At 46.0% G+C, this 25610-nt stretch carries 33 protein-coding genes and 2 pseudogenes; 9 read left to right on the top strand and 26 right to left on the bottom strand.

The annotated features are described in order from the left end of the window. Positions 1-19 precede the first annotated feature (19 nt). The 4 genes from RS881_RS39365 to RS881_RS39350 all read left to right on the top strand — a co-directional run bounded on the left by RS881_RS39365 (position 20) and on the right by RS881_RS39350 (position 2576). Positions 20-721, top strand: coding sequence for a hypothetical protein (locus tag RS881_RS39365; protein ID WP_315815776.1), 702 nt, complete (start codon positions 20-22; stop codon positions 719-721). Positions 722-732: 11 nt separating this feature from the next. Beyond that, on the top strand, positions 733-972 hold the full coding sequence (locus RS881_RS39360) for a heparinase II/III family protein (protein ID WP_425476307.1): 240 nt from the start codon (positions 733-735) through the stop codon (positions 970-972). A gap of 168 nt (positions 973-1140) precedes the next feature. Further along, entirely contained in the window at positions 1141-1311 is a 171-nt protein-coding gene (locus tag RS881_RS39355; RefSeq protein WP_315815775.1) for a hypothetical protein, read from the top strand. An 8-nt stretch (positions 1312-1319) separates the two neighbouring features. Next, a complete protein-coding gene (locus RS881_RS39350) occupies positions 1320-2576 on the top strand; it encodes a glycoside hydrolase family 88 protein (protein ID WP_315815774.1) in 1257 nt (418 codons plus the stop codon). Between the two features lie 170 nt (positions 2577-2746). Here RS881_RS39350 and RS881_RS39345 read toward each other — a convergent pair whose 3' ends face one another. From RS881_RS39345 to RS881_RS39305, 9 genes are all read right to left on the bottom strand, one after another. Continuing rightward, complete coding sequence (locus RS881_RS39345) at positions 2747-4189, bottom strand: BamA/TamA family outer membrane protein (RefSeq protein ID WP_315815773.1); 1443 nt, start codon at positions 4187-4189, stop codon at positions 2747-2749. After that, complete coding sequence (locus tag RS881_RS39340; protein ID WP_315824748.1) at positions 4176-4847, bottom strand: patatin-like phospholipase family protein; 672 nt, start codon at positions 4845-4847, stop codon at positions 4176-4178. Before RS881_RS39340 ends, RS881_RS39345 begins: the two co-directional genes overlap by 14 nt. Before the next feature lie 593 nt (positions 4848-5440). Further along, on the bottom strand, positions 5441-5815 hold the full coding sequence (locus RS881_RS39335) for a LysM peptidoglycan-binding domain-containing protein (RefSeq protein ID WP_315815772.1): 375 nt from the start codon (positions 5813-5815) through the stop codon (positions 5441-5443). 19 nt (positions 5816-5834) lie between these two features. Beyond that, positions 5835-6032: a hypothetical protein gene (locus RS881_RS39330; RefSeq protein ID WP_315815771.1), complete on the bottom strand. Its 198-nt coding sequence runs from the start codon at positions 6030-6032 to the stop codon at positions 5835-5837. An 89-nt stretch (positions 6033-6121) separates the two neighbouring features. Then, positions 6122-6343, bottom strand: coding sequence for a hypothetical protein (locus RS881_RS39325; protein WP_315815770.1), 222 nt, complete (start codon positions 6341-6343; stop codon positions 6122-6124). Positions 6344-6481: 138 nt separating this feature from the next. Next, a complete protein-coding gene (locus RS881_RS39320; protein WP_315815769.1) occupies positions 6482-6916 on the bottom strand; it encodes a hypothetical protein in 435 nt (144 codons plus the stop codon). Continuing rightward, on the bottom strand, positions 6835-7146 hold the full coding sequence (locus tag RS881_RS39315) for a hypothetical protein (RefSeq protein ID WP_315815768.1): 312 nt from the start codon (positions 7144-7146) through the stop codon (positions 6835-6837). Before RS881_RS39315 ends, RS881_RS39320 begins: the two co-directional genes overlap by 82 nt. Continuing rightward, positions 7110-8273: an ABC-F family ATP-binding cassette domain-containing protein gene (locus RS881_RS39310; RefSeq protein ID WP_315824747.1), complete on the bottom strand. Its 1164-nt coding sequence runs from the start codon at positions 8271-8273 to the stop codon at positions 7110-7112. The genes RS881_RS39315 and RS881_RS39310 overlap by 37 nt, the downstream gene beginning before the upstream one ends. A gap of 44 nt (positions 8274-8317) precedes the next feature. Beyond that, complete coding sequence (locus tag RS881_RS39305; RefSeq protein WP_315815767.1) at positions 8318-8494, bottom strand: ATP-binding cassette domain-containing protein; 177 nt, start codon at positions 8492-8494, stop codon at positions 8318-8320. A 401-nt stretch (positions 8495-8895) separates the two neighbouring features. On the opposite strand from RS881_RS39305, the gene RS881_RS39300 reads away from it, so the two are divergent. From RS881_RS39300 to RS881_RS39280, 4 genes are all read left to right on the top strand, one after another. After that, positions 8896-9489, top strand: coding sequence for a DUF3347 domain-containing protein (locus RS881_RS39300; RefSeq protein WP_315815766.1), 594 nt, complete (start codon positions 8896-8898; stop codon positions 9487-9489). A gap of 36 nt (positions 9490-9525) precedes the next feature. Then, positions 9526-10266: a carboxypeptidase-like regulatory domain-containing protein gene (locus RS881_RS60540; RefSeq protein WP_350339996.1), complete on the top strand. Its 741-nt coding sequence runs from the start codon at positions 9526-9528 to the stop codon at positions 10264-10266. 202 nt (positions 10267-10468) lie between these two features. Beyond that, complete coding sequence (locus tag RS881_RS39285; protein WP_315815765.1) at positions 10469-11680, top strand: TonB-dependent receptor plug domain-containing protein; 1212 nt, start codon at positions 10469-10471, stop codon at positions 11678-11680. After that, the gene (locus RS881_RS39280; protein ID WP_315815764.1) at positions 11646-11933 is read left to right on the top strand and encodes a hypothetical protein; all 288 of its coding nucleotides are present in this window, start codon (positions 11646-11648) and stop codon (positions 11931-11933) included. Before RS881_RS39285 ends, RS881_RS39280 begins: the two co-directional genes overlap by 35 nt. A gap of 67 nt (positions 11934-12000) precedes the next feature. On the opposite strand, the gene RS881_RS39275 is transcribed toward RS881_RS39280, so the two are convergent. The 12 genes and pseudogenes from RS881_RS39275 to RS881_RS39215 all read right to left on the bottom strand — a co-directional run bounded on the left by RS881_RS39275 (position 12001) and on the right by RS881_RS39215 (position 22280). After that, complete coding sequence (locus RS881_RS39275; RefSeq protein ID WP_315815763.1) at positions 12001-12831, bottom strand: DUF8612 domain-containing protein; 831 nt, start codon at positions 12829-12831, stop codon at positions 12001-12003. Between the two features lie 47 nt (positions 12832-12878). Then, the gene (locus tag RS881_RS39270) at positions 12879-13361 is read right to left on the bottom strand and encodes an ATP-binding protein (RefSeq protein WP_315815762.1); all 483 of its coding nucleotides are present in this window, start codon (positions 13359-13361) and stop codon (positions 12879-12881) included. A 145-nt stretch (positions 13362-13506) separates the two neighbouring features. Beyond that, positions 13507-13872 carry a helix-turn-helix domain-containing protein gene (locus RS881_RS39265; protein WP_315815761.1) on the bottom strand — a complete coding sequence of 122 codons (366 nt, stop codon included), beginning with the start codon at positions 13870-13872 and terminating at the stop codon, positions 13507-13509. Positions 13873-13967: 95 nt separating this feature from the next. Continuing rightward, positions 13968-14321 carry a response regulator gene (locus tag RS881_RS39260; RefSeq protein WP_315815760.1) on the bottom strand — a complete coding sequence of 118 codons (354 nt, stop codon included), beginning with the start codon at positions 14319-14321 and terminating at the stop codon, positions 13968-13970. A 66-nt stretch (positions 14322-14387) separates the two neighbouring features. Then, positions 14388-16125 (bottom strand): annotated as a pseudogene (locus tag RS881_RS60535) (GH92 family glycosyl hydrolase). A 92-nt stretch (positions 16126-16217) separates the two neighbouring features. Beyond that, positions 16218-16634 (bottom strand): annotated as a pseudogene (locus RS881_RS39245) (GH92 family glycosyl hydrolase); the annotation flags it as partial. Positions 16635-16838: 204 nt separating this feature from the next. Further along, a complete protein-coding gene (locus RS881_RS39240) occupies positions 16839-17516 on the bottom strand; it encodes a DUF4973 domain-containing protein (RefSeq protein WP_315815758.1) in 678 nt (225 codons plus the stop codon). Beyond that, the gene (locus RS881_RS39235) at positions 17510-17665 is read right to left on the bottom strand and encodes a hypothetical protein (protein WP_315815757.1); all 156 of its coding nucleotides are present in this window, start codon (positions 17663-17665) and stop codon (positions 17510-17512) included. The genes RS881_RS39240 and RS881_RS39235 overlap by 7 nt, the downstream gene beginning before the upstream one ends. Positions 17666-17677: 12 nt before the next feature. Continuing rightward, a complete protein-coding gene (locus RS881_RS39230; protein ID WP_315815756.1) occupies positions 17678-19213 on the bottom strand; it encodes a RagB/SusD family nutrient uptake outer membrane protein in 1536 nt (511 codons plus the stop codon). 17 nt (positions 19214-19230) lie between these two features. Next, positions 19231-19677 carry a RagB/SusD family nutrient uptake outer membrane protein gene (locus tag RS881_RS39225; protein ID WP_315815755.1) on the bottom strand — a complete coding sequence of 149 codons (447 nt, stop codon included), beginning with the start codon at positions 19675-19677 and terminating at the stop codon, positions 19231-19233. Positions 19678-19698: 21 nt separating this feature from the next. Beyond that, positions 19699-22077: a SusC/RagA family TonB-linked outer membrane protein gene (locus RS881_RS39220; protein WP_315815754.1), complete on the bottom strand. Its 2379-nt coding sequence runs from the start codon at positions 22075-22077 to the stop codon at positions 19699-19701. Then, a complete protein-coding gene (locus tag RS881_RS39215) occupies positions 22074-22280 on the bottom strand; it encodes a TonB-dependent receptor plug domain-containing protein (protein ID WP_315815753.1) in 207 nt (68 codons plus the stop codon). The genes RS881_RS39220 and RS881_RS39215 overlap by 4 nt, the downstream gene beginning before the upstream one ends. A gap of 323 nt (positions 22281-22603) precedes the next feature. On the opposite strand from RS881_RS39215, the gene RS881_RS39210 reads away from it, so the two are divergent. Continuing rightward, the gene (locus RS881_RS39210; RefSeq protein ID WP_315815752.1) at positions 22604-22744 is read left to right on the top strand and encodes a hypothetical protein; all 141 of its coding nucleotides are present in this window, start codon (positions 22604-22606) and stop codon (positions 22742-22744) included. 59 nt (positions 22745-22803) lie between these two features. Here RS881_RS39210 and RS881_RS39205 read toward each other — a convergent pair whose 3' ends face one another. The 5 genes from RS881_RS39205 to RS881_RS39185 all read right to left on the bottom strand — a co-directional run bounded on the left by RS881_RS39205 (position 22804) and on the right by RS881_RS39185 (position 25553). Then, on the bottom strand, positions 22804-23211 hold the full coding sequence (locus tag RS881_RS39205; RefSeq protein ID WP_315815751.1) for an NHL repeat-containing protein: 408 nt from the start codon (positions 23209-23211) through the stop codon (positions 22804-22806). A 121-nt stretch (positions 23212-23332) separates the two neighbouring features. Continuing rightward, a complete protein-coding gene (locus RS881_RS39200) occupies positions 23333-23956 on the bottom strand; it encodes an IPT/TIG domain-containing protein (RefSeq protein ID WP_315815750.1) in 624 nt (207 codons plus the stop codon). Continuing rightward, positions 23953-24135: a hypothetical protein gene (locus RS881_RS39195; protein ID WP_315815749.1), complete on the bottom strand. Its 183-nt coding sequence runs from the start codon at positions 24133-24135 to the stop codon at positions 23953-23955. The genes RS881_RS39200 and RS881_RS39195 overlap by 4 nt, the downstream gene beginning before the upstream one ends. A gap of 486 nt (positions 24136-24621) precedes the next feature. Next, positions 24622-25245 (bottom strand): phytanoyl-CoA dioxygenase family protein, encoded by a 624-nt coding sequence (locus RS881_RS39190; RefSeq protein ID WP_315824744.1) that lies wholly within the window; start codon positions 25243-25245, stop codon positions 24622-24624. A 65-nt stretch (positions 25246-25310) separates the two neighbouring features. Next, complete coding sequence (locus tag RS881_RS39185) at positions 25311-25553, bottom strand: hypothetical protein (protein ID WP_315815748.1); 243 nt, start codon at positions 25551-25553, stop codon at positions 25311-25313. Positions 25554-25610: the final 57 nt, after the last annotated feature.

The raw sequence follows: 25610 nt of genomic DNA, 5'->3' as shown, positions 1-25610 counted from the left end.
ACGTATCCTGGAACCCTATATGACCCGCAGCGATTACTGGTGGCAGGCATTGAACAACAGGCCCAACCAGTTGGTCAATAACTGGAACCCCTGGTGCAATTCCAATGTATTGATCTGTTTCCTCTTGCTGGAAGACGATAAGGACAAACTGGCTACCGCCGTTTACCGTACCATGCAAAGCACCGATCAGTTCATGAACTATGTAAAAGAAGATGGTGCTTGTGAGGAAGGCCCTTCCTATTGGGGCCATGCTGCAGGTAAATTGTACGATTACTTACAATTGCTAAGCAATGCCAGCAATGGCCGCCTTAGCATTTTTGATAAACCCATGATCAGGAATATGGGCGAATACATTGCCCGTAGCTATGTGGGCAATGGCTGGGTAGTAAATTTTGCCGACGCCTCGGCAAAGGGTGGGGGCGAACCCGGTCTCATTTACCGTTATGGTAAGGCTGTAGCCAGTACTGATATGAAGGCCTTTGCGGCTTACCTGCTGCAGGCTGCCAATGGGAAAATGGACATCAATGCCGGGCGCGACTTTTTCCGCACCATGGAAAACCTGGCTTCCTACAAAGAGCTGCAAGCAGCCTCGCCGGCGCTGCCAACTGCTTCCTATTCCTGGTATCCGCAAACAGAGTTCTGCTATATGAAAACCAGCAGGGCTTTTTCTTTGCCGCCAAAGGAGGTCACAACAACGAAAGCCATAACCACAATGATGTAGGCACTTTCTCTTTGTACATAGATCAAACCCCTGTACTGATTGATGCCGGTGTGGGCACCTATACACGCCAAACTTTCAGCAGCGAGCGCTACACCATCTGGACCATGCAGAGCAATTACCACAACCTGCCTTTGATCAATGGAGTACCCCAGCAATTTGGCGCCCGGTACCGGTCGGCCAATGTATTATTCGATCCCAAAAGAACCAGTTCAGCCTTAATATTGCCAATGCTTATAAAGAGGCTGCCGTAAAAGTTATGTGCGCAATTATTCTTTATCCGCCAATGCACTGACCATAGAGGATGTGTTTGAGCTTACATCTATCAAAGCGGCCAACCGCGTGCATTTTATGACCTGGGCCAAACCCCAGCTCCCAACACCCGGTACCGTGTTGCTTGAGAAAGAGGGAGTACCTGTAAAATGCAGTATGACCCCACTGTGTTCGATGTCAGCATAGATACCATTCCACAAACAGATCAACGTTTATCGAAAGTTTGGGGCGATGCTATATACCGCCTGGTGCTCACTGCTAAAAAGACTCCTCTGAAAGGACGCTATAAATGGATCATCACTAAAAACCCATCCAAATAAGTTTAACCATGAAAGGAACATTGTTGTTAACCGGGCTGATCTCGCTGTGTTTGTTAAGTTTTAATAAAGGTGGCAATGATGCCCCTTTCATCAATGACAATTTTACTTATGCAGGCAAGCAACTGAAGAATATGCTGAAAGAAACCGGTCCTGCTAAAAATGCTTTTCCCCGCTCTATCAACGCCGGCGGCAAACTGGTAACCACCAATATGTATGATTGGACACCGGGCTTTTTCCCGGGTAGCCTCTGGTATACCTTTGAGTACAGCAAAGACCCTGCATTGAAAACGGCTGCTTTACATTGGACGGAGCAACTGGAACCACTAAAAACATTTACCGAACATCACGACCTGGGGTTCATGATGTACTGTAGCTATGGCAATGCTTACCGCCTTACCGGCAATAAAAAGTATAAAGATATCCTGGTACAATCCGCCCATTCCTTAAGCACCCGGTTCAATCCCGTAACCGGTACCATCAAATCCTGGAACCGCTTCAAGTCCTGGCATGGTGAAAAGACGTACAATTTTCCCGTAATCATCGACAATATGATGAACCTGGAGCTGCTGTTCTTTGCCTCCAGGGCGAGTGGAGACACCTCCTTCCGCCATATAGCCGTAACACATGCCCTGAATACCCTGAAAAACCAGGTACGCAAGGACTACGGCTCCTATCATGTTGTTTGTTATGATACCATTAACGGACAGGTAGCGGGCAGGGAAACGGCGCAGGGTTATGCCGACAATTCTACCTGGGCAAGAGGCCAGGCCTGGGGTATTTATGGTTTCACCATGGTGTACCGCGAAACCAGGGACCCTCGCTTCCTGCAAACTGCACAGGGGATGGCCGATTTCTTTATTCATCATAAGAACCTGCCTGCTGATAAAATACCTTATTGGGATTTCAATGTCCAGGAAGCGGGCTTTCAGCCTGGTGTAAGGTCCAATGCCAATAAAGTACCTGACAAGTACCGCGATGCTTCGGCAGCCGCCATTGTAGCTTCGGCCCTGATGGAATTGAGCACTTATGCCGGTACAAAAGGTCCGGAATACCGCAAAGTGGCTGTTGAAATGCTGCATTCACTCGCCAGCCCTGCCTATCGGGCGCCTGTAGGCAACAATGGCAATTTCCTCCTCATGCAAAGCGTGGGAAGTATACCGCATAATTTTGAGATCAATGTGCCCCTCGTATATGCCGATTATTATTTCCTGGAAGGCTTGCACCGGTATGATTTGCTGCTGAAAGGAAAGAAACTTTTTAGTTAGAATACAGCTAAGGGTGAACGGTTAGTGTGGCGCATGCTACGCTAACCTTCGCTCTATTTTTTTATGATCCAAGGTTCGTTGACACAGCCACTGTTCTACATGCATCGTTCACCACTGACCTTGCCCACCTCTCACGTTTCACGGCTGCTCCCAAAGGCTCGCAGCATGCCTTAAAACGGTATCCCCAAATTCACATACGATTGTATTTTCCGCGTCTGATCGCAATACATGGCACTTATTTCAAGCGGCCCTAAAGCAAAGTTATAAGAGAAGGTTACCGCATAACCTGAAAAGAAGTCACGTACCAAAAAGAAACTGCTGTTCTCCACAAAATTATTGAACAGCACATTGGCCCGGCCCGTTAAGTAAGTGTTGTTGAATACCTGCACCCGCATACCTCCCATCAATGCTGCTGTGCTCGTGGCATATTCGGCCCCTTCCGGCAGGCCTGCAAAAGTGATCTGGTTGCGGAAAGTTTTAACCAGCCCACCAATCACATTTTCATTCAATATATTATCTGTATAATTAAAGTTGGCCCCACCTTGTAACTGTACCAGGATGGTAGTGCGTTTACTCAAAGGAGTAAAACCTTCCAGGTTAAGGCTCGAACGGTAAAAACTATTATCACTCACGGGAATAAGGTCAGGAGGTATTTGTGTTCCGTTTTGATAGAACCGGACACGTGAGTTTTGTGGTGCTATCCAGCCTGCTTCTACATCCAGTTTGAAACCCCGCTTGGGGAAAATGCTTTTATCCAGCGAATTGTGCGATAGGTATACAAAGGGGCTAAAGAATTTTTTACTTCCCTTGAACTCAACTGCCGAGGATATCTTGGGGCTGTATTTCACCCATTCAAACCGGCTTCCCGCACCTACAGTAAATTGCCGTTTGGCCGAAAACTGCAGCTTGCCGCCAAGCTTAAAGAAGTTGAGGTTGTACAAGCCATCCTGTTTGGATTCCGTATACGTACCAATATCAAAATTGTCATACTGCGTTTCAAAGATCATGGCCACATTCTTGAGCCTGCCCAGGTATTGCAGGTGTTCGCCCCGGATGCGAAAGGTTTCACCGATATTGATCGATAGCAGGCTCCGGGAGTTGGTAAGAAAGAAATTACGGGCTGTAATATTGGTAATGAGCCCTACTCCTGTAAAGCGGTTGTAATGCAAGCCCAGTTTGGCAAAGGTGAGCGGATATTCCGTGACATCAAATATGATCTTGCTGCTGCCATCCGCCTGTTGTTCCAGGGAATAAGTAACCCGGCTATAGTACCTGGTACCATAGGCCTGGCGCACCATATTGGCCAGCTTGCGGGCCGTATAAAATTGATGCGTCTCGAAGTTCATCGTATGGATGAAAAACTCGGCAGAAGTCCTGTCTACCCCCTTCACTTCATAGGAAGAAATCACCACACCATGCACCTTTGGAAGGCGGTTTACTCTGGGCGGTACGGGGCCATACTGCGCATTCAGGCTATCGGCCAGGTGTTTGAAGCGGGGATATAGTTTACGGCCCTCTTTGATACCCAGTTCCATCAACTCTTTGGAGTCCCCAAAACTGCCCATGCTGAATTTTTCCATGTTAAAGGGCACATAGATATCACATTGCGCCACTTCTTTTTATTGTCCTCTGCTTCCCGGAAAAAGCTACCTGCAGCAGTATCTGTAAGGCATTGCGTACCTTTTCCGAGGGCATTAATCCGGTGGCCACATTACTGCCGATCACAAAATCAGCCCCCATTTCTTTCACGTCCTTCACCGGAAAATTGCGCACCAGACCCCCATCGATCAGCTTTTTACCCTTGTATTCTACCGCTGTAAATACCGAAGGGATGGCCATACTGGAGCGCACCGCGCTGATGATCTCACCATCCTTCATCACCACTGCTTCGCCCGTGCCCACATCCGTACCGATGCAGCGAAAGGGGATGCTGAACCTGGAAAAATCCTTTTCATTGTATACTGGAAAGAATAACTCGGAAAACTTTAACCATAATTCCTGCCCTTGCAATACCCCACTGGGCAGGCGAAACCGGTGATTCACCCAGGGAAGCTCAATCACGTATTTGCTATACTCCTCTTTTTCTTCCATGAAAATGCTGCGCAGGGAAGATTGGTTGCTAAGCAGCAAGTCCCAGTCAATAGCGCGGGCGATCCTTTCAATCGAATCGGCTGAATAACCTACCGCATACAGGCTGCCGATGATACTGCCCATGCTGGTACCAGTAATATAATCCACCTGCAGACCTGCAGAGTCAAGCGCTTTGAGAATACCAATATGGGCCAGGCCCTTGGCGCCACCGCCACTAAGCGTAACGCCAATCTTCGGGCGTGCGGCTGGGGTGGGCTGTGCACGGGAAAAAAAGTGAGATCAGTAAAAGGATACAGGCAATACTGTATTTCATTGACGCGTGGGTTAGAGTGTAATTTACAATTTACAGCTGCTACTATTACAAAATAAAAGCCGTTCCGTTTAAATGGAACAGCTTTGTTTCAAGAAAATGTTAAAATGCCTGGGAGAAGGCCATTAGGTATAAAGGCCAACAGGCACTGGGAGGGAATATGCTGCGGTCGCGGAAGGACTACAAGACATCTGGTGCCTCCCTCGTTGCCTCGATGCCTCTACGTCTTCCCAAAGCCTAAAAAGGTGGGCTTGCCCTGTTGTGCGGCCTGCAGGGTGCCCACCTTAAAGAGTGCCAAACTTGACGGATCCGGACAGCCAGCATTATTTTTCCGGCCTTCCCGCCCAAACCTGTCAGGTTCTATAGTCTATCAGCTTGTTCAATCAAAGTATCTCCATAGCCTAAACATCTCTATACCTCATAATCCGTGCAATCCATAAAAATCAGTGTAATCTGCGATTCCTTAGCCCTTCGGTATCTTCAATTTAGCCCCCACGTGAATGAGGTCGGGATTTTTGATCTGGTCTTTATTGGCCTCAAAGATATCCTTCCAGCTTACCCCGAACTTCTTACCTATTTTGGTCAGGTTGTCGCCGGCTACCACTACATATTCTTCCGATGCCGCACTGGCCGATACTGTAATATTCAATACAAGGTCCGAAGCACGGTAATCCGGATCTATTTTATTGTAGATATTCCACAACTGATCTTTTACTGCATTGGTAGGCGCTTCACCATCTACATACAACACATTGTCCTGTTCCCGCACCTGCAGGTTCGTTACGCCCGATCCCTTGGCCGCATCTACCAGTTCTTTGTATTTGTCTTGTAATGCCATGACTTGGTTCCTCCATTGATTATTTAATGGTTAGTTTATTCTCGATCTTCTTGGGTTTTAAGGCATGCAACAGGGGCATCAGCGTAGGTAATTGCGTTTTTTTGATCTCACCGGTAAGTGTCACTACGCCATCCTTAACATCTGCTTTTACACCGTTATACGCTTTGATCACATCCGCCACCGCTTTATTGAGCGTTTCATCTGGCGAAATAACCACGGGCTCCGGCGTTACTGGGGCAGGTGCTACCGTAATATTGTTGATGACCTGTTTTACGCCTGGAATGGTTTTGATGGCCGATTCATAAGCTACTTTGGCTGTTTCATCAGTAGCTTCCCAGTCAAGGTTACTACCCCATCTTTTACCGAAGCAGTAGCGGTACCCAGGCCGGTGATTGTTTTTGCTTTATCGGCTATGACCAGTTGCAGGTCACTGTCTTTTACCTTGCCTTTACAGGAATAAAACATTACCCCGCTTACGGCTATCAACAGGGAAAGCAGCGTAAGCCTCATTGGAATTGTTTTCATCATTTTATAGCTGGTTTTATGAAAATAAAGGACCATGCTACGGATGGAGTGGGGAGTGCAGGGCAAAATATACCTGCTTACGCAGATAAGGGTGCTATCCACGGAATAGTGTAATGGGGAATGATTATAACAGTGGCTGGGCTACTGAGATTCCAGGTCAATAATGCTTTCAAATACTTTTTCGTACTGAGCACCCGTTTCTTTAAGACTGTCTGCAACAGATTTGTATTCGCGTTCTGTTGCCAGGAACTTATTCTTATCCGAAAATACATCGGGCGATGCCAACATAGCTTCAATTCGCCCTTCCGTGTTGTTAAGGTAGTTATTTTTCTTCCAGTTCTTTAAAAAGCCGTTGCTTTTTTGAAGCTCCTTTTTAACCTCTTTGTTAACAGGCTCCTGTTTGACAGGCACAGGTGGAGGGGGAGCCACCGGTGCAGACTGCGATTTCGGCTTATCTTCAGCTTTTTTATCTTTCATGTCTGACGTCTGACTTTTCACGCCTCCCTTCTGTATTTTGTCTTCTGAATTTTGTGTTCTTTTTCTTCTTCCTGCTTCTTCTTCATCCGCTCTTTCCATTCTACCCATTCCTCATAACCGCCATCAAAATCCTTGATCTCATAATTGTCGATCTCCCAGATCTTATTGGCTACTTTAGAAATGAAATAACGGTCGTGACTTACCAGGATCAGGCTGCCTTCATATTTATTCAAGGCTTCGATCAATAAGTCTACTGTATGCATGTCCAGGTGGTTCGTAGGCTCATCCAGCATCAGGAAATTAGCTTTGCTGATGATCGTTTTAGCCAACGCCACCCTGGCTTTTCTCCTCCACTCAATACCTTGATCTTTTTATCGGCATCATCACCACTGAATAGGAAACAACCCAATATCGTGCGCAATTCCAGTTCAGTTTTCTGACTGCCTGCATTTTTCATTTCATCCAGTATCGTATCGTTGATATTGAGCGCTTCCAACTGGTGCTGGGCATAGAAACTCTCATCCACATTATGACCCCAACGCCGTTCACCGGTAAATGATTCTACTCCGGCTATAATACGCAACACAGTGGATTTACCTTTACCGTTGGCTCCGATCAAAGCGATCTTATCCCCGCGGTTGATCTCGGCGCCCGTATTTTCGATGATCTTATTCGTACCAAAACTCTTACCCAGGTGTTTTAACTCACACAATACCTTGCCAGGTGTTTTGTCGACCTGGAAATTGATCCGCAAACTAGGACGTTCAATGCCGATATCTTCCAGCCTGTCCAGTTTATCCAGGCGCTTCATTGCACTTTGTGCAGCTGCCGCTTTGGAGGCCTTGGCTTTAAAGCGCTCAATAAACCTTTCCTGCTGCCGTATATAGTCCTGTTGGTTCTCAAAAGCCCGTTGCATCAGTTCCAGCCTTTGTTCCTTCTCCGTTTCGTAGAAGGCATAGTTGCCATTGTAAATATGCAACTTGCGCTGGTACAGCTCAATGATCTTCGTCACCATCCGGTTCAGAAAGTATTTATCGTGGCTGATGATCACCACCGATCCCTGGTAATGCGTCAGGTATTTTTCCAGCCATTCAATAGAAGGAAGGTCAAGGTGGTTCGTAGGCTCATCCAATAACAGCAGGTCGGGTGCCTGCAGGATCATTTTGGCCAGCAATACCCGCATACGCCAGCCACCACTGAATTCTTTATAAGGACGTCCCAGATCGGCATTGGCAAACCCAAGGCCCTGTAGTATTTCTTCTGTTTTGTGGTGGATATTATAGCCGCCCAGCGTTTCCAGCTCGTGCAGCATATCCGTATACTTGTGCAGCAGGTCCTCGTCCCCCGTTTTTTCCAGCTCTTTACCCACCTCCTCAATTTCTACTTCCAACTGGCGCACCCGTTCAAAAGCGCCCAGCGCTACTTCCAGTATACTATCATTGGTATCAAAGCTCAGCAGGTCCTGGTGCAGGTAGCCAATCGAAGTGCCACGGCTCCGTTCTACCGTACCCCTGAAGGCAGGTATTCGCCTACCAGCAGCTTCAATAAAGTTGATTTACCCGTTCCATTGTAACCGATCAATCCAATCCTTTCATTCGGCTGAATATGCCAGGTTGCATCTTCCACAATGGCCCGCGCACCAAACTCAAAGGTCATATTCGTAAATCCTGCTAACATATATGGTTGTATTTCTTAATTCTATAATTCAACTTAGAATAGTCCGAAAGTCAGTAAAGTCCGAAAGTCGGTAACCAATGTAGTCGTTCACCAGCCGTTTTTCTTCCCGTCTTTCCGTCTTTCCGTCTTCCCGTCTTCCCGTCTTCCCGTCTTCCCGTCTTCCCGTCTTCCCGTCTTCCCGTCTTCCCGTCTTCCCGTCTTCCCGTCTTCCCGTCTTCCCGTCCGGAAACCCCGCAAGTTACGCATTATCATGGAAATCCGGGACTCGAAAATGCTATTCCGGCATCCCGTATAGGTTAAATCTTTTAACTTTGCCCAAACTTTTTCACCGGGAGCCATAACTGTCTGGAAATGCCCTCCCTGGTGAACCCGGCAGGACCCTATAAATAAAATGCAGACTGATGAAAAAATTGATCATAGGCCTGGTAATACTGGCTATTGTAGGCCTGATTGCCTGGAAATGGCTGGCTGGTAAAGATGAAACGCCTCGTGAAAAACAAAAACCTGTGGCTATTGCCGAAAATACCGGCCCTTTCAACCAGTCTTATGCGGTATTATTGGCCGCCTATTACAGTGTAAAAGACGCCCTGGTAGCCAGTGATACGGCTAAGGCATCGGCAGCTGCCCACAACCTGGTGGTAGCCTCTGATGGGTTGAAAGTGAATGAAATACAGGGCGATTCTACCGGCATGATCAAAGAAACCGCTAAAAGTTATACCGCCAATATCAGCACCACTGCCAAGGTACTGGCCAATAGTAAAACACTGGACGACAAACGCAAGCAATTTGAAATGATTGCCGATGCCGTGTGGAGCCTGACCCGTACAGTGAAATACAGTGGACAAAAAGTATACTGGCAATATTGCCCCATGGCTTTCAATGACAAAGGCGCTTATTGGATGAGTAATGATACAGTGATCCTGAATCCCTATTTTGGCGATGAGATGTTGCATTGCGGAAGCGTGGAAGACTCGCTGGATTATTCAAAGAAGTAAAAGATAATAGGCGAGCCGCTCCCGCATGGCAGAGAAGTGCTGCCCACTGGCATTGGCAGTATGGCAGAGCAGCCCACCTTCCTGGCCGCAATTGATATGAAGCACTGCGCCACCACCATACTTATCCTGCTATTCATTTTTCCTGCGCTGGCGCAGCCCAAATACACATTAAGCGGGTATATCAGGGATTCCCTCTCCGGCGAATCACTTATTGGCGCCACCATAGCTGTGAATGGTCAGGGCAAAAGCATCAGCAGCAACCAGTATGGGTTTTATTCCATCACCCTTCCCCAGGCCACCTATACCATCTATGCTTCCTTTGCCGGCTACCAGCCCATACAAATGACCCTGGCATTGGACAAAAACCTTGTCTTCAATTTCCATCTCTTACAACGCTCTTTGTTAGAGGAAGTAGTTGTATCCTCCCGCCGACGTGATGGCAATGTGCAAAATGCCCAGATGGGTAAGATCGACCTGTCCATCAACCAGGTAAAAGCAGTGCCCGTATTGTTGGGCGAGGTTGACCTGCTCAAAACATTACAATTGATGCCCGGTGTACGCAACGCGGGTGAAGGCAATACCGGATTGTATGTACGTGGGGTGGTCCTGATCAAAACCTCATCCTGCTCGATGATGCCATTGTATACAATACCGGTCACCTCTTTGGCTTTTTCTCCATCTTCAATTCCGATGCTATTAAGAACATATCCCTTATCAAGGGTGGAATGCCGGCACAATATGGCGGTCGATTGTCTTCTGTTCTGGACATTGCTATGAAGGAGGGCAATATGAAAAAGTTTGAAGTAGAGGGTGGGATAGGGGCTATTGCCTCCCGCTTATCGGTACAAGGGCCCATTAAAAAGACAAAGCTTCCTTTATCATCTCCGCCCGCCGTACCTATATTGACCTGCTCGTAAAACCATTTATCCGGAAAGACAATTCCTTTTACGGCTCCGGATATTATTTCTACGATGTGAACATGAAGGTGAATTATAAATTCTCGGAGAAAGACAGGCTTTACCTCAGCGGTTATTTTGGTCGTGATGTATTTGATTTCCGCAACGCACAACGCTCTTTCAATGCCCGCATCCCCTGGGGCAATACCACCGCCACCTTGCGGTGGAACCATGTATTTAACCGGAAACTATTTGCCAATACCACCCTCGTATACAACGATTATGCTTTTTCATTTGGCGCTTCGCAAAATGATTTCTCCCTCAAATTATCATCCGGTATCCGTGATGTAAATGCCAAGGTCGATATCGATTATTATCCCGATCCCCGGCATAAACTGCGCTTTGGCGGTATGTATACTTATCACAGTTTTACCCCCAATGTATTGAGCGGCAACCAGGGCAGCACCACTTTTGAACCCAACAATGAAAGCAAAAAGTATGCATTGGAATCGGGCATCTATATCCAGGATGATTGGGAATTGAGCCAACGAATTAAGGTCCATGCCGGCCTTCGTTTCAGCAGCTTTACCCAGGTAGGACCCTATACCATTTTTCAAAGAGATGCCAATGGCAATAAACTAGACAGTACCCTATATAGCCGCGGCAGCCGGGTGAAAACCTATGGTGCCCTGGAACCCCGCTTTACCATGCGTTATACATTGGATGATGCTACTTCCCTCAAAGCGGCTGTTACCCGCAATAGCCAATACATCCACCTGGTGAGCAATGCGGGCTCTACCTTGCCTACCGATCTATGGGTGCCCAGTACTTACCGCGTAAAACCACAGATCAGTTGGTTGTATGCTGCTGGTATCTTTAAGAACTTTAAGGACAATATGTTTGAAACGTCCATCGAGCTCTATTACAAAAGCATGGCCAACCAGATCGAGTACCGCGAAGGTTATACCCCTTCTTTGAAAGATCCCGAAGAAGAGTTTGTGTTTGGCAAAGGGTGGAGTTATGGCGCCGAATTTTTTGTGAATAAGCAGAAGGGCAAGCTCACGGGTTGGATAGGATATACCTTATCCTGGACCTGGCGTAAGTTCGATGGCATTAATGGGGAGAGAAATACCCCGCTAAGTACGATCGCCGCCATGATATGTCCGTGGTGGCCATGTATGAGATTGATAAAAATGGCAGATCTCCGGCCTCTTTGTATATGGTACCGGCAATGCCACTACCTTACCCGAAAGGTTTTATGTGATAGGTGGCGTGCTTACTCAGGAATACAGTAAGGTTAATCAGTATCGCCTCGAAGCCTATCACCGTGCTGATGTATCTGTAACCCTTACACCCCGTCAAAAGCCTGGTCAAAAATGGCAGCAAAACTGGGTCTTCAGCATCTACAATATGTACAGCCGCCTCAATCCTTATTTCATTTACTTCGACCAAACCGGCAGCCCCTACGATGGAACCCTTAAAGTAGAATCACGCCAGGTTTCCCTCTTTCCCATCATTCCTGCGGTTACATGGAACTTCAAGTTTTAGTAAGAGTTAGAACAGGGCTTTTAAGGAAGCTGATTAAGTTTGAATAGTGACTCTTTGTGTGCCTTTACTAATCCTGCTTCTCAATTTCTTTTTCAAACCACTCCAAATAACCATCAATTTGCGATACCAGGAAATAGGGTAGGCTCAAGAGAAAGTATTGCTTTTGCGCTGGTGTTGTTATGGGAGTAATATCAATTTCGCCGGCATAAAAGCGAACGGCCATTTGGTGTGGCGTCGTATCCATGTATAAATGCAATGATCTTAGTCGTCCCTCTGTACCCGATTTTACCTCGATGGGAATCAGTTTGCTGTCGTATTGGTACAGGTAATCAATTTCAGCTGTAGCGCCTGCTTTCTCCCTGACCCAAAAGTTAATACCATGTAACGCGCTGAATTGCTTGGCCAATAATTCTTGCCCAACAATATGTTCAATCATAGTTCCCTGATAAATGCTACTAAGGTCTGCAATACCCAATATCTCTTTTTGTATCCCCACGATATAGTTCAGCATTCCGGTATCCAGCACATGCAGGCGGGGTGATTTGCTAAGGTCTGGTTGAATTGGAAGCGTAGGACTGGTTTGAGGATAAATGAGGTGGATCAACAAGGCCTTTTCCAGCGCTCGTAAGGCTTCTCCCATCTCTCTCGACTTATAGTTTGAATTTCCAAATCCCTGGAATTTGATGCGCTTTCCTGCTTCACCAAAACTCGATCGGATAGCATGGCGGATATAATTTGCCTGAACCGGATTGGCTGCATACTTTTCGACATCATCGATATAAGAAACAAGAAGTGATTCGTATACAGAACTCAATTCAGAAAGATCCTTTTGGTCCGCATAAGTAGCCACAATTTCAGGCATGCCTCCAATCAGGCAATAAGTCCTGAATAATTGCATCAATTTGTCTTTGGCGTATCCTAGTAAAGGAACCTCCTTCAGTTTCTCTAAAGTGGCAGTTTCCCCATAGCTCCCAAAAACTCAACAAAGGAGGCGGGATGTATCACCAGGTACTCTACCCTTCCTACAGGGAAACTGATATCTGGATCGAAAAGGCTTTCCAACATAGAACCTGCTGCTATCACAGAAATCTCCGGGGCTTCCTCATAAAAATAGCGCAACTGCTGCGTCGCTTCAGGGGCTTCCTGGATTTCATCAATAAAGATCAGTGTGTTTGAACGCTCCGAAAGTGTAAGATTCTTGAGAAAAAATAAAGCCTGTAGAAGCGTATCAAAATTGACAAACTCCTGAAATGGTTTTTTATCCTGGGGAAGTTCCAGGTTAAGATAGAGGAATTGTTTAAACTGCTTACCAAACCGTCTGCCGACAGTTGTCTTGCCAACCTGCCTTGCGCCTCTGATAATCAAAGGTTTGCGGTTCTTTTTCCTTTGCCATTTGGCTAGTTCGTTTTCAATGCTCCGGTCAAACATGTAACAAAATTAGGGCATTTTTAGAGCTTTCATGTTACAAAATAGGGGTTATTTGTGGCCTATTTTGTATCAAAATGGGGGTTATGGGGAGTCGTCAGCTGGAATTCTGACAGGATTCCCATCATTCCCACCGTGACCTGGAACTTCAAGTTTTAGTATTAACACGAATAGCGCTCTTGACCTTCTCAATATAGCCTGACAGCGTCATCTTAAACTGTTTTTGAAAGTTGCGTCTCAGCTGGGCCGAAGACCGGTAGCCCACTGCTCTTGCCAATTCATTGATCCTGAAATTGCCGGCGTTGATCAACTCGGCTGCTTTTTTTAGCCTGGCCAAATTAATAACATCATTGGGCGAACCGCCCGATAGGGATTTTATATTGCGGTACAAGGTAGATCGGCTCATATTCATCATTGCAGCAATTCTTTGTACATCCAGATCCGGCTGGTGCAGATTATTGAGGATCATATCCGTTAATTGCTCACCAAAGGTTTCCTCCAATTTGGTTGGCACGATGCCATTGACAGGCGCAATGGAAGGCCTGGTAAAACTCTCTTTTAACTTAAGACGGTTTTCCAGTAAGTTATCAATTTGTACATACAGATGGTCTAATGAAAACGGCTTTTCAATATAGGCATCTGCGCCTGTTTTAAGTCCTTGTATCTTCGATTGTAAGGTGTTTTTCCCGTTAGTAAAATAACGGGAATATGACTTAATTCAGAGGCTGTTTTAATTTTTACACAAAGTTCAAACCCATCCATTTCGGGCATCATCACATCGCTTACTACCAGTTGTACAAATTCATACGCCAAGATCGTAAGCGCTTCATGTCCGTCCCTGGCGGTGTAAATATTGTATTTCTTTTTTAGATCGGTAGACAAATAGTCCAGCAAGTCTTCACTGTCATCTACCAGTAAGACCACGGGTTTGGCCGTCTTCGGAAACGGATCCATTTCTTTCATTAGGATGGGTATTGATTATGAAATATACGAAGTAGTCGTATAGTAATATAAGCAATAATTTATCCATTAGCGACCGGATACTTTACCATTGGAAACCGAGTAGGGCAGATCAGCTTGTCTCAATTTCAATGATGTATCCGGATGGCTTTTCATTTGGAATGTCAGTGTACCACCATTAATAATGTCCTGATAAGTAATAAATGTCTTTGCGTACTTCTTGTTGTTCAGCTTCGCACCATGCGTATAAACGTTTGCCGCTGTATTGTTTTTAGCCTGAATGATGAATTTCTTTCCATTCTCAAGCGTGATGGTGATCTTTTCAAATAGCGGACTGCCTAAAACATATTCATTGGTGCCCGGGCAAACGCTGTAAATTCCCAATGCGCTTAATACAAACCAGGAGGATGTTTGCCCCTGGTCCTCATCACCGGGATAGCCGTCTTCGCTTGCATTGTATAGCCGCTGCATCACCTCTCTTGCATGGAACTGTGTTTTCCAGGGCTGGCTTCCATAATTGTATAAATATACCATATGCTGTATGGGCTGATTGCCGTGCGCATACTGCCCCATATTGGCCATCACCATTTCTGTCATTTCATGAATCATACCGCCATAAGTACCCACTTTTACATTGTTCGGTACTGAAAACACCGAGTCTAGTTTGCTACAAAATGCCGCATCACCGCCCAATAGTTTTTAAGCCCTTGATATCATGAAATACCGACCACAACCAATGCCATCCATTGCCTTCCGTAAAGGGCCCGCCCCATTCAACCGGATCAAAGTTTTTTACCCAGCCACCGTTTACATCCTTTCCGCGCATGAATCCTGTTGAAGCATCAAAAACGTTTTTATAGTTGAACATCCTTTGCCCAAATAACTCCACGTATTGCTTATTGCCCGTAGCTTTTGCCAGCGTATACCCACAAAAATCGTCATAGGCATATTCCAGGGTTTTGGCCGTAGCTTCTCTGTATTGAGGGTAGGGAACATAGCCGGCCTCATTATAGGCTTTATACCCGTCTCTGCCGTTGGCTGGCCCCCAGGGGCCTTTATTATTGGCTTCATGGTGGTAAGCCTCCAAAGCCTGTGCAGGATCAAAACTGCGTATGCCCTTGGCCCAGGCATCGGCCAGCAGGGAGATGGCGTGATTGCCAATCATACTGCCCTGCTCATTAGGAAATGACCACGACGGTAACCAACCACACTGTTTTTGCGCATCCAGCAGGGCTTGCATATATCGCCCGTGCATCGTTGGGTACAAAAGCGCGTTTAAAGGAAATTGTGCCCGGAAGGTATCCCACAGACCGGTATCGGTAAATAGATAGCCATCATGTACCTTGCCATCGTAAGGACTGAAGTAATAAGGCGTTCCATCCCGCTTAAGCTCATAAAATTTTCTGGAAAACAAGCTGGCCCTGAAGAAACAGGAATAGAAAGTAGCCTTATCTGCTTCAGAATTGCCTTCTACTACAATGCGTGACAGGTGCTGATTCCAGGTTTCCCTGGCAGCGTCCCGGGTTTCTTCAAGAGTAGCATATTGCCCCAGTTCACGGGTTACATTTAAAATTGCCTGTTCTTCACTAATGTACGAAGAGGCCACTTTTAATTGTACTGTAGCACTTTCCGCAAACTGAAGGAAGGCACCTCGACCTTTTCCTTCATCTTCCAGGCTTCCATGTCGTATCGTATTACCGGCGTTTTCCCAGGTGCCGTAAGCAGCAAAAGGCATATCAAATTCAATGACAAAGTAGTTTTTCCATCCTTGCTGAAAGCCTCTGCCATTATTGACATATCCCGTAATCCTTTTTCACTGGGGAATATTTTTACCCCACTGATGCCCGTATAGCCATCGAGCACGATATAACTTTTATGACCCTTTGGAAAGCTGAATCGTATATGAGCTCCCCTTTCAACAGGGGATAGCTCGGTACTGATGCCATTGTTGAGCCCTACTTTATAGTAATAAGGCCTGGCTACTTCATTTTCATGCTCAAAGGCCGTGGCTCTTTGATCTTCCTGCACCGTAAGCTGATCAACGACAGGCATGAAGGAAAATACAGCATAGTCATTGGACCATGAACTGCATTGATGCGCCTGTTGAAAACCACGGATCGCTTTCTTCTTGTATTGATATTTCCATCCATCTCCATTCCTGCCTGTTTGTGGGGTCCAGGTGTGCATACCAAAGGGTAGGGCAACGGTAGGGTAGGTATTCCCCCTCGTTAATTCATGACTCGAATTGGTGCCTTGTAATGTATTTACATAATCGGCAAGCGCTGTACCTTGGCACAGTGTCGATATAGTCGTCATCCATTGAATACAGAGAACCAGGAAACATTTTCTCATAACAGGAATGGTAGGGATTTAAAAACAATGATCATTGTTCAATCTGCACTTGCTGGTCTTCATCAGGAATTTGGATATTCTTTACCTTTTCAAGCGTTAACGGCCCAATAAATCTATAATTGATCGGAAAGGCCGGGTTGGTAATATCGCTGTACCAATACTCAAGATTCATGGTAATATAAGTTTTTCCAGGTACGGTTGTACTTCATCCATTCTTTTGCGGATGGAATAAGTACCTTTCTGCTGGGTAAAATTGATGGATGCATCGGGTGCAGAAAGTGTAACCGTACTATCAGTATTTAACTTCGCTATTAACTTATACTTTTTACGGTCGTAAGCTTCTTCGTCAATATTGCCGGCAAAGAAAAATACCGATTGCTCATCCACTACCCAGGCCGTACGGTAAGGCGTGGTCAAAGCGGTTTGGTTATTTTGCGGTACATCCCTATTCCAAATAAGACCTGCATTGGAATACCTGCCCGAATAATCATTGAACGGAATGACTTGCATCAGCGATTTGCTATACCATCTTCTTTGAGAAACATTGTCCCTGGAAGTCGATACTATTTTTATAGGGAGAATGTATTTGTTGATCAGATCCACCCCTTCCAACTTCAGGTCTAAGTCGAAATAACCTTGTAACGCCCCATTAGGGATAGTTGTGGTCATAGACTTAAAGGAATAATTCACTTGCGGAAGCTCCAGGAAATACAGATCACTCCTCAACCTGAACCGGTCGAAGTTCAGTTTCTCCAGCGTATCCTTGTCCAGCGCAATCGTCACCTCTATATTATCCCTGTTGCCATTGGTGCCACTGACGCCTACAGGCACTTTCAGTGTTACCATACCCCCTGGCTTTTGTATTTTGCATTTACCCGTACAACCCCACTCTTTACAAAAGACACTTCTTTTTTATACAATTCCTGTGTCCATTCTTTCTTACAGCCAAGGCCCAAAAGCAAGCCTGTTACTATATATAAATAAGACTTTTTCATGTTGATACTTTTTTAATAAGGTGTTGTCCAACCGGGGTTTTGTGTGAGCTTGCTGTTTCTTCTCAACTCATCGTATGATATGGGCCACAAATACATCTTTTTTACAAATATCGTAGGGAAGGAGGGGATCACAACAGGCGTATGGAATAGATCCCGCTGTGCTGCCGTCATATCCATATTACATCCCATTATTGGCATTGCTTCTTCCACAGGTGCATCTTTCCATCGTCTTAGATCATAGTACCGGTGGTTTTCTCCCAGCAACTCAATCTGCCTTTCCCTTTTGAGCGCTTTTCTGAACGAATCTTTTGAGCCATATACACCGCCATCAAAATCGGGCAATCCGGCCCTGATCCTTACCTGACTGATGGCTTTACTCATCTCCAGGATATTTCTCGATATGGCGTGCGTAGTGGCGCCGGTATAGTCGGGGATATTGTAATTACCTCCCAGTTCATTGAGCGCCTCGGCATAAATTAACAGCACTTCCGCATAGCGGATAGCAGGCTCATACTTCGGCACAACAAAAGAGCCCAACACTTTTCCATCGTGCGAGTCAATGGGATTGATAAACTTTTTGACACCCAATCCTGTCCTTACATGGAACTGTGGAGATGCCGGTTGCTTGCCGTCCGGTTCTCCCCGGTAATAAAATACCTGTTTACTTCTTAAACCTGGATCAAGCGCACTTAACCTGTACCAGATGCTTCCATTATAAGCCACCGAAGCATAAAAGCGGGGCTCGCGGTTGGCATATTGCAAAGAAACACCAGCAGGCAGGGGCGGATTATCTACCGCATTGTTGGTAAAGCCTGGCACCCGTGGGTTGGTGGAAATGTCACCACCATCATTCCTATAATAGGCATCGCATTGTTTTTGCGTAATGCCATGCGCATTCCATCCCCCCATTGAATAGGGCGTTTGGTGTTTGGCCAATGCTTCCGGCCCTACGCCATTTACTTCTGTTACCCGTGAAAATATCAATTCAGGATTGCCCGAAGCCGTAAGTGCCCCATTGAATAACTGGCGGTACGACTCAAATGGATCGATATCTTTCCAGCCATTGGGATAAGAGGCGTCTGAATACCGGGGATTATAAGGAGGCACGATCGTTTTGGGTTGAGCCGGCCCCTGATCTGTAGCATTAAAGGGGGCTGTGAAAAGGCGATAGATACCCAGGTCCATTACATCTTTGGCTGCTGCGGCGGCTTTCGCCCATTTTTCTTCATTATAGGCCTGCGATATAAGCGGTTTTCCTTCTTTATTGACCAGGTCTGCCATTTCTGTGTTCCCATTAAATTCAGGACTGGCTGCATACAAGTATACTTTAGCACGGGCGGCCAGCGCTGCTCCTCTTGTGGGGCGTACCATATCCCGGTTGGTACGGCTGGCAGGAAGGTCTTTGGCGGCCGTTGCCAGCTCTCTGGTGATGAAATCGACACAGGAATCATAGCTGCTTCTGGGAATAGCCAGTTGGTCGTAAGGCAATGTATAATCGATACCTGTCTCGGGTACTATTGGTACGGGTCCATACTTTCTAATCAACAACCAGTAATAATAAGCCCTTAAAAACGGGCTTCTGCTTTGCGGCCGGCAATTTCGTCTGTACTCATTTCCCGGTTGCGATCAATATTAAAAATAAAGATCGAAGCCTTTCGGATGCCCTGGTAGCAGGAGCCCCAGGAGTTTTGCGTCCAGCTTTCATTATACTCTCCATTCTTGTAGTTTTTATAACTCCTGCCATCCAACTCATCACCCCGGTCTCCAAAGAACATGTCGTCGGAGATGAGGTTGAAAGGCGCAAAGTCTTTACTGGCCACATCCAGGTTTTCACCTTTCAAATGCGTGTATACATCTGCCAGCCATTGATCGGCATAATCTTTTCGCACAAATAAGGTATCAATATTCATCCTGTCTTTAAAGAAGTGATCCATATTCATAAACTTCTTGCAGGCAGAGAGAGAGCCGGAGACAACCGCTATTAATAGAATGATATTTATATACTGTTTCATGATTGGCTGTTGCGTAGTTGATTAAAATTTGAAGGTCATACCCATCGTGAATGTTTTGGGCAATGGGTAACGCGTACCATCACTGGTGGCCATTTCGGGATCCCATACCTTTACTTTATCCCACACCATCAGGTTTTGCCCCAACAGGTACACCCGCAACCCCCGGAGACGTAATCTTGTTGCAATACTGGCCGGTAAAGTATACCCCAACTCTAATAGCTTAAAGCGCAGGTAAGTCCCATCCCTTAACCAAAAAGTAGAAGAACGGTAATTATTTGCATTACCACCATAACTTAAACGTGGGTATTGGGCAGCAGGATTTTCAGTACCCTTACCTCCACCAGGCGAAGATTCAGCTATCCACCGACTGCCTGGCTTTACCATTTCAGCTAGAATATTGCCCCATCCACCTTCCACAAAAGGATACACCGTAGGGCCACTTAAGAAGTATGAATTGCGCCCAGCTCCCTGAAAGTGAACATTGATATCAATCCCTTTATAACTGGCCGACATACCCATGCCGTATTCCAGCGATGGTCTCCATCCGGCGCCCACAGGTACCACATCTTCGTCAGTAATAATACCATCCCCGTTTACATCTTTGTATTTGATGTCACCAGGCATATACGAGCCGAATGTTTGCCGGGGGCTGTTCCTGATATCTTCATAATCCTTGAACAAACCCAGCGCGATCAACCCCCTCGTTTGCTCGGCACGGTATCCCTTTTGTAACAGGTACTCATAACTGTTAAATTGTTCATCCCGGTCCAGTATCTTATTCTTATAATAAGTGAGGTTTCCCCGCAGTACAAAATCAATCTGATGGATCTTTCTCCGGATCGCAAAATTGCCATCGATACCCCGGTTGTCCATCTTGCCCACATTGGCCCAGGGCTGGCTGCTGATGCCGGTCATTGAAGGCAACTGGCTTCTACGTATATAGATGTTCTGGCGGGTTTCCTGGAAGATGTCAACCGTGAGCGACAGGGCATTGTTAAAGACGCTGAGGTCCAGGCCCAGGTTCTGTTTCCTGGCCACTTCCCAGGTAAGTGCATCCGACGCTACCTGGGTATAATACAACCCGGAATAGGTATTGGGACTTACCGGTTCTCCGAAATTAAAACCGCCGCCGCTTTCAATCGTACTCAGGTAGGCAAATCGCAGGTTGCCAAAATTATCGTTGCCTACTTCCCCAATAGAATAACGGAGCTTGAGCAGGTTCAGCCAACTATATTTTTCCTGGATGAATTTTTCCTCAGCTATGTTCCAACCTACCGCCACGGCCGGAAAGAAACCAAACTGATGCCCCGATTTGAAATTTTCCGATCCGGTATAGCCAAAGTTGAATTCTACCAAATACCGGTTCATATAGCCATACATCGCCCTGCCCGAAAGCGACAGGTTGCGGCGGGGTAACCCATTTTTAATATCTGTTCCCAGGTTTTGCGTTTGCCGTTGTTCCCGTACAAAAGATTTGAGCAAGCCTTCCACCGTATGTTTATTGTTAAAGTTCCGGCTGTAGCCCAATTCAATATCTCCCTGGTAAACCCTTTCACCCCATGAGCTTGATTCCTGAGTCATTAACGACGCCGGAGATACCCGGTGCATAATGAGGTTGCCGTTGCGGTCCCTTCTCCGTTCCACATTGTATTGTTCGGGCCATTTGATACGGTTAATATCATTCAGGCTATTGGCGTCAAATGCCAGTCTCGCCGTAAGTCTTAGCCCTCTGGTCAGCATATCCAACCGTTGGTTAAGCGTGATATTGGATTCCGTTTTATTTTCCCAATGTTCCCGGTAACCGGTTTGTGTGGCCAATACCCAGGGATTGGTTTGGTTGCCCGTACCATAGGCAGGTATCAGTCCATTAGAATATTTAAACGGTATAGAAACCGGCGACTGGCCAATCAGTGAATACCAGATATTCATATTATTCAAACCCGGAAAGTTCTGCTTCTCCAGGAATCCGGAAACACCCAGCGCCAGGGTGGTTGATTTGGAAATATCAAGATCATAGTTCACCCGGTAATTCCACCTCGACAAGTGCGCATTTGTTTTATAATCTTGTAATGCCTGATCCGTTTTATACATACCCCCTTCGTCCACGTAGCTGGCCGAAACAAAATACCGCGCAATGGAGGCCCCGCCTGATAGATTAATAGCAGCCCTGTATATGCTGGCCCCGTCTTTCAGCATCTTGTCCTGCCAGTCTACATTGGGATATAGATCGGGATCTAACCTTTCCTTAAACAATTGGATCTCATTAGCCGTATACAATGGCTCCTGGTTCCTGGTGATCTTCGCTTCATTGGCCAATTGAGCGTAAGTATAGCCATCAACAAACTTGGGCGTGCGTGTACGTGTTAAATAACCGTATTCAATTTTCCCATCCACATTCACTTTGCCCGTCCGGCCCTTTTAGTAGTGATCAGGACCACGCCATTGGCGCCCCTGGAACCATAAATGGCCGTAGCCGATGCATCTTTTAAGACCGAAAACGACTGGATATCTTCAATATTGATCTCATTAAAAGGCCGTTCAAATCCATCCACCAATACCAGGGCACTTTGATTGGCGCCAAAGGTGGAGATCCCCGGATCCAAAATTCAGATTGATTGTTACCTGGTTCTCCCGACCCTTGCATAGCAATAATGCCCGGAACATTCCCGGCAAGCCCATTCGTGATATTGGCAGTGGGCGTACGCAATTCATCAATATTGATGGACGAGATGGCCCCCACAACAGATACTTTTTCTGCAGACCTGCTGCGGTCACGATCACTTGTGTTAATGCACTCGAATCCGCTGTTTTAAGCCTTACATTCAATAGCGTCTTATTCCCTATTTTAATTTCCTGGATACCAAAACCAACATAGGAGAATATTAAAGTACTATAAGGATCTGTTCTTATCGCATACTGACCTTTTTTGATTAGTCATCGTACCGCCGCTTATCTTATCTTTTATGGAAACACTAACACCAACGAGCGGATTATTGGTATCATCGGTTATGGTGCCCGTTACCTGTATGGTTTCCTGGGCATGGGTAGCCATCAAACTACCGACTAGTAGCAGTAGTAATGTTATATATTTTTCATTGTTACAATATTCAGGTTGCGCTGTGTAGGTTAGCTGTTACATGTGTTATTCTGTGGAGATGATTCTGATACGCCTGTTTTTTGATCGGCTACATAAAAGGTGCCGGTTGCTTTATCATAGATGATGCCCATTGGCCGGTCAAATTGAGCATCCCGCAAAGCACCATCTGCATAGCCGTATGTCCTGGGACGGCCGGCAAAAGTGCTTACTACACCTTCAGGCGTTATTTTCCGGATACAATGGTTATAAATATCGCAGACATAAAAGTTGTCATTTTCATCGAAAGCTCCCTGGTGCGGTTGATCGAACCGTGCATCCGTACCCACCCCGTCCTGATAGCCTGGACTTCTTCTTCCTCCAACAAAATGCACAGGTGTTTCCAACTGCCTGGTCTCCCGGTTAAAATTGGCTTTCAGAATATAATGCTGGTTCACCACTACGATGTAAGCGAAATCTCCACTGGGGGCAAATTGGATATTGAATTCCCAGCTTACATCGCCTATGCGGAAAAGCTCTCTGGATACCTTTGCTACCCGGTCCCATTTAAAAATGGCGCCATTAGAATAAGAATTGTAAAAGTATTCCCCGTCTGGGGTTGTACGTCGCCCCCGTTGGTTTGCAAGCTATAGATGAGCGATGTCCACCTGGTAAAATTATCCCCTTGGTAGCTACTGCCGTACTTAAACCCGTCCATGACCCTTGATCGTTGGTGATATAAAGTGTATCCCAGGTAGGATTAAAGGCCAGCGTTCTCGGACGGTCCATTCCGTTACCTGTTCTGAATTTGGTGGTTACCTGCGTTTTGGCGGCATTTATAAAACGCAAGCCCCTGCGTTCTTCCAACAAATAGATATTCTTTTGTTCGTCAAAGCACAGCCAGTAAGGTTCTTCAAATTGTGCCTTGTCAATAGGACCGTCTACGATGGCCGTTCTGCCGTCTTTATCCGTAAAGCCGGCCAACGTACTGACAGAGGGCAGGAAAATGTATTTGAATGGACCAGGGGCGATCACTTCTTTGGCAGGATTGCCAATCACCACTTTTACTTCGCCCGTGCCGGCTTTGGAAGGTACTAAAACATAGAGTGCTGTACCGTTGATGCCGATGATACGGGCGGGATGCCTGTTGATGTACACTTTGATAAGGGACGTATCATTGCCGAAATTGGAACCATAGATGATCATTTGCGTGTTAACGCCCCGCTATCGGGAGCAATGCGGCTAATACTTACAGGTTGGGAAGGATCGTAAGACGTTCCTGTATCGATCGTGTTTTTGTCCGAACACGCATAGACCAGGATAAACAATAGCAGGGCAGGCAGAGGCAATGCCCTTTTCGGTTTGGTGGCAAGGTTGGTATTCATACTAAATCGTTAAAGCAGTTAGGCTATTAGCCTCAAAAGTACAAGACGACTTAGCGAGTAGGCCTCAATATTGGATCAAAACCGGTTCAATTTGTACCAATCCTTTTAATACCTCAAGGCAGGCTGTCTCTCCATAGGCGGGACCAGCCACTTTTTATGGTAAGGGGGAGTTCTTCCTCTGCAACACCTCATCAGGTCTTTCCTACCTGTTTGGCTAGAATTATCCTGGGAACAGGCATAGACAGGCTTATCGTGATGCTTAGATATTCCGTATATGTTCCGTATACATCACGTATATATTACGTATATAATACGTACTTTAAAGGGACGGAATGTCTACGGAATGTATAGGTACTGTATACGTTTTGTATACGGATTGTATTAGCCGGTGAATTGGGTGGAAAATGGCTTATAGCAGCCTTTGCCAGGCTGCGGACTGGCTGATTAATGGAGTAACATTGATTGTAGGTAGTGGGGAGTTGGTGGTTAATCTTCCAGCAAGGAAGGCCGTTCTGTGATTTCGTGGTATTTGATCACATCTTTGGCATAGTAGTGGATCACCATGCTTTTACGGGTGCTTGTTTTGATAATGGGTGCGCCACCGTGAACCAGGTTGGCATGCCAGATGAGTATATCGCCTTTGCGAGCCAGAAACTCCTTCTTTTCATAATTTTTAGTGGCTATCAATTCTTCCACCATATCCTCATAATCGGGATAATCTTTTTTGCCTAACCTGAGCTTGGTTGACCCCTCATTGAAATCATTGTTAAGGAGGTAGGGTAGTTGATGGCTGCCGGGGTAATAAAACAGTGGGCCATTGTCGTTGGTTACGTCTTCCAGTGCAATCCATACGGCAATAAGATAACCCAACGGATAGGTGGTCATGTGGATGCTATCTGAATGTGCCCGCTGCTGGCTGCCCTGAATGAAATTGATGGTTTGGAAGGGCACTACTTCTTTATCCAAAATGAATTGTAGTAAAGCGGTGAGATCAGGGTTAAGGGTAAGGTCCTTTATAGGGGCTGATCTTTTATTCGCAAACATGAGTTTATTACCATAGGTAAAAGCCAGTTTGCCTTTTTGCTGTAGTTGGTCAATTTCCTGGTTTATAATATTACAGGTAGTGGTATTGAAGAACTGTTCCAGGATGAGGTAACCATTGGCACTCCAATCTTTTAGTTTTTGTTGTACCGCTGGTTCAAACTTGTGAAAGCCTTCTTTTGAGGGGCTAATTGTGCCGAATTTCCCGTATCCAACCAGGCCTGTGATGTTTTGTCCGGGAAATCCTTGCTGGAAATAGAAGCGATGAGCGATTTGCGAAAGCCATACCTGCTATAGGCGGCTTTGTTGTGTTGCAGCGCCTTATAGTTTAGCAGGTTGTAAATCCAATGCAGGGGCTTGAATTGCTTAATGTTCATGGGTTAAATAGACTTCAAATATAATGCAATAGCCTTGTCAATCTGCCATTCATCCTC

Source organism: Paraflavitalea speifideaquila (assembly GCF_032395985.1).
GTDB lineage: Bacteria > Bacteroidota > Bacteroidia > Chitinophagales > Chitinophagaceae > Paraflavitalea > Paraflavitalea speifideaquila.
The sequence above is the reverse complement of the archived record's forward strand: the minus strand, read 5'-3'. Positions and strand labels throughout refer to the sequence as shown.

Excerpts from the sequence above, each read along its gene's own strand:
- RS881_RS39365 (WP_315815776.1), top strand. The coding sequence starts at position 20 with ATGACCCGCAGCGATTACTGGTGGCAGGCATTGAACAACAGGCCCAAC.
- RS881_RS39355 (WP_315815775.1), top strand. The coding sequence starts at position 1,141 with ATGCAGTATGACCCCACTGTGTTCGATGTCAGCATAGATACCATTCCA.
- RS881_RS39350 (WP_315815774.1), top strand. The coding sequence starts at position 1,320 with ATGAAAGGAACATTGTTGTTAACCGGGCTGATCTCGCTGTGTTTGTTA.
- RS881_RS39335 (WP_315815772.1), bottom strand. The coding sequence starts at position 5,815 with ATGGCATTACAAGACAAATACAAAGAACTGGTAGATGCGGCCAAGGGA.
- RS881_RS39325 (WP_315815770.1), bottom strand. The coding sequence starts at position 6,343 with ATGATGAAAACAATTCCAATGAGGCTTACGCTGCTTTCCCTGTTGATA.
- RS881_RS39320 (WP_315815769.1), bottom strand. The coding sequence starts at position 6,916 with ATGGAAAGAGCGGATGAAGAAGAAGCAGGAAGAAGAAAAAGAACACAA.
- RS881_RS39305 (WP_315815767.1), bottom strand. The coding sequence starts at position 8,494 with ATGTTAGCAGGATTTACGAATATGACCTTTGAGTTTGGTGCGCGGGCC.
- RS881_RS39300 (WP_315815766.1), top strand. The coding sequence starts at position 8,896 with ATGAAAAAATTGATCATAGGCCTGGTAATACTGGCTATTGTAGGCCTG.
- RS881_RS39285 (WP_315815765.1), top strand. The coding sequence starts at position 10,469 with ATGAAGGTGAATTATAAATTCTCGGAGAAAGACAGGCTTTACCTCAGC.
- RS881_RS39275 (WP_315815763.1), bottom strand. The coding sequence starts at position 12,831 with ATGCAATTATTCAGGACTTATTGCCTGATTGGAGGCATGCCTGAAATT.
- RS881_RS39270 (WP_315815762.1), bottom strand. The coding sequence starts at position 13,361 with ATGTTTGACCGGAGCATTGAAAACGAACTAGCCAAATGGCAAAGGAAA.
- RS881_RS39260 (WP_315815760.1), bottom strand. The coding sequence starts at position 14,321 with ATGAAAGAAATGGATCCGTTTCCGAAGACGGCCAAACCCGTGGTCTTA.
- RS881_RS39240 (WP_315815758.1), bottom strand. The coding sequence starts at position 17,516 with ATGGTAACACTGAAAGTGCCTGTAGGCGTCAGTGGCACCAATGGCAAC.
- RS881_RS39235 (WP_315815757.1), bottom strand. The coding sequence starts at position 17,665 with ATGAAAAAGTCTTATTTATATATAGTAACAGGCTTGCTTTTGGGCCTT.
- RS881_RS39225 (WP_315815755.1), bottom strand. The coding sequence starts at position 19,677 with ATGAAACAGTATATAAATATCATTCTATTAATAGCGGTTGTCTCCGGC.
- RS881_RS39200 (WP_315815750.1), bottom strand. The coding sequence starts at position 23,956 with ATGATCATCTATGGTTCCAATTTCGGCAATGATACGTCCCTTATCAAA.
- RS881_RS39195 (WP_315815749.1), bottom strand. The coding sequence starts at position 24,135 with ATGAATACCAACCTTGCCACCAAACCGAAAAGGGCATTGCCTCTGCCT.
- RS881_RS39185 (WP_315815748.1), bottom strand. The coding sequence starts at position 25,553 with ATGAACATTAAGCAATTCAAGCCCCTGCATTGGATTTACAACCTGCTA.